This window comes from Micromonospora echinofusca (genome assembly GCF_017614955.1).
GTDB lineage: Bacteria > Actinomycetota > Actinomycetes > Mycobacteriales > Micromonosporaceae > Micromonospora > Micromonospora echinofusca_A.
The window spans coordinates 1-4,702 of sequence record NZ_WVUH01000459.1; the positions used below are offsets into that span (position 1 = coordinate 1).

Annotated in this window: 3 protein-coding genes; all 3 read right to left on the reverse strand. The window is 73.9% G+C overall.

All coding sequences use genetic code 11. The features are described from left to right. Positions 1–103: 103 nt before the first annotated feature. The 3 genes from GSF22_RS30855 to GSF22_RS30865 all read right to left on the reverse strand — a co-directional run bounded on the left by GSF22_RS30855 (position 104) and on the right by GSF22_RS30865 (position 4,544). Positions 104–3,610 (reverse strand): BTAD domain-containing putative transcriptional regulator, encoded by a 3,507-nt coding sequence (locus tag GSF22_RS30855; RefSeq protein WP_208817436.1) that lies wholly within the window; start codon positions 3,608–3,610, stop codon positions 104–106. A 43-nt stretch (positions 3,611–3,653) separates the two neighbouring features. Continuing rightward, the gene (locus GSF22_RS30860) at positions 3,654–4,145 is read right to left on the reverse strand and encodes a GNAT family N-acetyltransferase (RefSeq protein WP_208817437.1); all 492 of its coding nucleotides are present in this window, start codon (positions 4,143–4,145) and stop codon (positions 3,654–3,656) included. A 111-nt stretch (positions 4,146–4,256) separates the two neighbouring features. Beyond that, a complete protein-coding gene (locus GSF22_RS30865; RefSeq protein ID WP_208817438.1) occupies positions 4,257–4,544 on the reverse strand; it encodes a hypothetical protein in 288 nt (95 codons plus the stop codon). Positions 4,545–4,702: the final 158 nt, after the last annotated feature.

Sequence of the window (4,702 nt, forward strand, 5' to 3'; positions counted from 1 at the left end):
CCACAGGGGTGTACCCCGATCGCGTCCACCAACCCGCCGGACCGCTCCGCCCTGGACTGAGCCCTCCCCGCCACGCACCGCAACCCGGTCCGGCCCGGAGGGCTCAGTCCAGGGCGGCGACCTGGCGCCGGCTGGCCTCGACCAGATGCGCGACGCCCAGTGCCTCATGCGCGGCCAACCCGGCCCGCGCGTGCGCCACCGCCTCGTCCCGCCACCCCAGCCGCTCGGCCAGTCCGGCCAGGAAGTAACGGCTGGAACCCCAGGTGGCGCCGCCGGAACCCACCGAGACGAACCGGTCGGCGAACGGGACCAGCGAGTCGTGCAGCCGGGCCGGATCCGGTACGCCCAACCGCACCGCGACCAACGCCCACTGGCAGGTCACGATGTCCCAGGCCCAGTCCCGGCGGATGGCGGTGCCCCACCGGTCGATCAACCGACGGGCCAGCGGCTCGTCACCGGACTCGCAGGCAGCCAGCACCGCGGTCGGCCGCAGCAGTTGCAGCTCGGGCTCCTCGGCCGCGCCGACCAGCTCGTCGAGGAGCTCACCGGGACGCCCCTGGAAACGCCGGCAGGTGTGCAGCAGCATCAGCCGGATCCACTCGGTACCCCACATGCTGGTCCGCCGGTGCTCGTCGACGGCCTCCGCGACCAGCCGCTCCGCCTCGGCCCACCGGCCGGACAGGATCGCCCGGCCGGCGGCGGCGTAGGTGACCTGTGCGGCCAGCTCGGGCAGCGGAACCTCGGTGACCAGGTGCCGGCAACGGGCCAGGTCGGCGTCGTAGGCGGCCAGCTCACCCCGCGTCATCAGCACCATCATCCGGTGCAGCCGGGCGACCACCTCCACCCGGCGGGGCAACGGACCGAGGTCGAGGATCTCGCTGGCGGCCCGCAGGCGTGGCGTGCCCCGGTCGGGGATCCAGCTCGCCACGCAGTAGTTGTTCAACGTCCTGATCCGCAGCTCGACGTCCCCGCACTCCCGGGCCAGGGCCACCGCCTCGGCGGCCATCCGTTCCCCGTCGGGCTGCCGGTCGCTGTAGAACAACTCGACGCCGAGGGTACCCAGCAGCTCCGCGCGGCGTACCCGGTCACCGGGGTCCAGTCGGGCGATCTGGTCCTCCAGGATCGCGACCATCCGGTGGTCCACGTGCCCGTAGGGCCGCCAGTTCCAGTGGGTGACCCCACCGAACACGGTGGCCGCCTCGATGACCAGGTGGTCGTCCCGCAGCCCGGTACCCAGTCCGACCGCCTCGTCCAGCGCCGTCCGGGCACCGACCACGTCCCCGGCCAGCCGGCGGGCCCGACCCAGTTCGATGAGCAGGGCACCCCGCCGGGCGGCCGCATCGGTGGCCGTCGGGTCCAGGGCGGCCAGGGCGGTCTCCAGGAACCCGACCGCCTCGTCGTAGGCCAGTTGGGCGGCGGCGAGCTGCGCGGCGCGGCGGGCGTACCGGACGGCGCGGTCCGCCGTACCGATCCGGGCGGCGGCGGCGAAGTGGTGGGCGAGCAGACCGGCGACGGTCAGGTCGTCCACGGGGTGCAGGGCCTCCATCGCCTCACCGACCCGGCGGTGGATCCGGGCCCGCTGCAACCGGTTCAGCTCGGCGTAGAGCGCGTCGCGGACCAGCGCGTGGGCGAACCGGTAGTCCCAGCCGTCCGGCACCTCCAACAGCAGGCCGGTCGCCACAGCCGGTTCGAGCAGCCCCATCAACTGCTCGTTGTCGATGCCTGCGGTGGTCTCCAGCAGGACCGCGTCGACGTCCCGGCCGATCACCGCGGCGGCGCGCAGCAGGGACTGGGTACCCTCCGGCATCCGGGCGACCCGCCGACTGATCACGTCGCGGACGCTCTCCGGTACCGCGGACTCGGCGCGTACCTGCGGCGCACCCCAGCCGACGGGGTGTTCGCTGGCCAGCAGCCGCAGCAGCTCCTTCAGGTAGAAGGCGTTACCACCGGTACGTTCGTGCAGGGCGCGCACCACGTCGACGTCCGGTTCCACGCCGGTACCGGCCCGTAGGTAGTCGGCCACGTCGTCGACGGTGAACGGTTGGAGGCCGACGCGTTCGACCCCGCTGGCGTTGGCCAGGCCGCCCAACGTCTCCCGTAGCGGACCGCCCAGGTCACCGGGCTCAGAACGGGTCGTGGCCAGGACGAGGATCGGCAGCCGGTCCAGTTCTGCGGCCACGTGGTGCAGCAGCCGCAGCGAGGCGGCGTCCGCCAGGTGCAGATCGTCGATCACCACCAGCAGCGGGGCCTGCCGGGCGACGGAACGCAGCAGTTCCGCCGTTGTCTCGTGCAGGTGGAAACGGGCCGCGTCGGGGTCGTCGGTACCGGCCACCGGGCCGCCCCGCCCGGTCAACGCGTCCAGCAGTGGCCCGGTCGGGGTCCCCGGCGGCAGGGCCCGCAGGATCTGGATCCACGGCCAGAACGCCGGTGTGGCGCTGCCCTCGACGCACCGGCTCCAGATCGTGGTGACACCGTCGGCAGCCGCCCGGTCCACGGCCCGCTCGGCGAAGATCGTCTTGCCGACACCGGCGCGTCCGGACACGATCAGCAGCCCACCCCGGCCGGTCCGGGTCGCTGCCAACCGGTCAGTGATCCGGGCCAACGTCACCGTCCTGCCGACGATGCCGCTGCCGGTGGGGACACCGGTCGTGTCGGTGGCGGTCGTCGTGGACCCGGGTGCCGGTGGTGATGTGCTGTTCGTGGGTCCGGCGTCACCATCCGCAGGGCATCCTAGGACGCTAGGCTCTGTCTCGGGGATGGCGATGGCGGTGGGGGGCGCACCCGGCACCGGCCCGGCCAGCGCCGGGTCGTGCCGCAGGATCGACTCCTCCAACGCGCGCAACTGCGGGCCGGGTGGCAGGCCGAGTTCCTCGTCGAGGATCCGCCGGGCCTGCCGGAAACTCTCCAGCGCCTCCGCCTGCCGGCCGTCGCGGTACAGCGCCAGCATGAGCTGACCCCAGGCCCGTTCCCGGAACGGGTCCCGGTCCACCAGGGTCCGCGCCTGCGCCGCCGCCCGGCTGTGGTGACCGAGCGCCAGCCACGCCTCCGTGAGGTGTTCCATCGCGTCGTTGCGCAGCCCGTCGAGCCGGGCCACCGCCGGCCCGGCGAACTCCTCCCCCGCGAACTCCGGCAGGGCCTCCCCGCGCCACTCGCCGAGGGCCGCCACCAGCGTCTCCTGCGCCGCCCCGAAAGCACCCGCGTCGAGCAGGCCACGGGCCGCCTCGACCCGGCCGGCGAACCGGACCGCGTCGACCTGCTCGGGCCGGATCGCCAGCAGGTACCCCGGTTCCCGAGTCAGCAGGACCCGGGGCGTCGCCCGGGGCGAGCGGTCCGGTTCCAGGATCCGCCGCAGCTGGGAGATGTACGCCTGGAGGGTGCCGGTGGCGCTCGACGGCGCCTCGTCGGCCCACAGACCGGAGATGATCCGGTCCAGGGAGACCACCCGGCCCGGTTCGAGCAGCAGCACCGCGAGCACGGCCCGCTGCTTGCGGGTACCGGTGTGCAGCGGGGTGCCCCGGGAGTCCAGGACGGTCAGCGGCCCGAGGATCCGGAAGTCCCACGGATCGCCGTCGACGCCGGGCCGGCGTGGCGCGTGTGTCGCCGTGGTCACCACTGGCGTGGTGGGGGCACCTGCCCCGTGCATGCCGGCCCCCTCACAGTTCCCGGACCAGCCACCGCCCTGATGCCGCGTCCACCCTGGTGGCGGCCATGCTAGGCAGGTCGGGAGGCGGTTGGGTAGGGGAAACCCGGAACCCCTGGCCGACCAGCCAGACGATCATCACCGACCGTTCCGGCGGAATCCGGACGAACAGTCGCTCCGTGCCCTCGCCGCGCAGCATCGTGCAGATCTCCTGCAGCAGCCGCCGCCCCAGGCCCCGTCGGCGGAACGGAAGGTCCACGGCGACCCCGGCCAGCCAGGCGGCCGGTTCACCCGGGTGGCGGAGCAGGACACCGGCGGCGGCCGGCGCGAGGCGGCCGTCGCTGGAGACGTCCGACAGGGTGCAGATCCGGGCGCCGGGCAGCTCACCGGGATCGGCGCTGCCACCCAGGCAGCGGTGCAGCATCGTCAGGGCAACGGTCGCGTGCTGTGGCTCCCGCACCCGCAGCAGCAGGGTGGACCGGTCGGGTACCTCGTAGTCCGCCATACCGGCACCCTGCCGGCCACGACTTGTACACCACTAGGACGGCCCGGGACCGGGCGCTGCGCACGGTCGGCCGGGCCGGGCGCACCTGCGGTCAGCCGGCGTCGGCCGGACTCACCGCGACGAACGGAGCCTGCCGAACAGGTTCCGCCAGCGCGGCGCGGGAGGCGTCGGGGCGGCGGCCGAGCCGGACGGTGTCGACAGGGGCTCCCCGCTGACGGCACTCCATTCCTCGTCCGAGACCACCATCAACCGGCGACCGTCGTACGGGCCGTACCCGCCGGCCCGGACCTGCTCCTGGAACGCCGCCAACGCGCTGTCCAACGGTTGCGCGGTGGAGGCCACCGGCGCGGCGTCACCTGCCCGGCGTACCAGCCGGTAGCCGGTTCGACTGTTCGACATAACCTCGTCCACCTCGCCGCGTTCGTTCTTCCGCCATATCCGCCCAGGTCATGGCGGATCGGAGGGTACTCGCCCCCGATTCCGGTCCGCCGCCACCCGTACCCCCGCAGCACGATCCCGCCACCACGGCGGCAGCCGACGCTCCCGGCGGCCGGGAC

What these genes read in the sequence shown, in the direction of transcription:
- GSF22_RS30860 (WP_208817437.1), bottom strand. Translation starts at nt 4,145, where the DNA reads ATGGCGGACTACGAGGTACCCGACCGGTCCACCCTGCTGCTGCGGGTG.
- GSF22_RS30865 (WP_208817438.1), bottom strand. Translation starts at nt 4,544, where the DNA reads ATGTCGAACAGTCGAACCGGCTACCGGCTGGTACGCCGGGCAGGTGAC.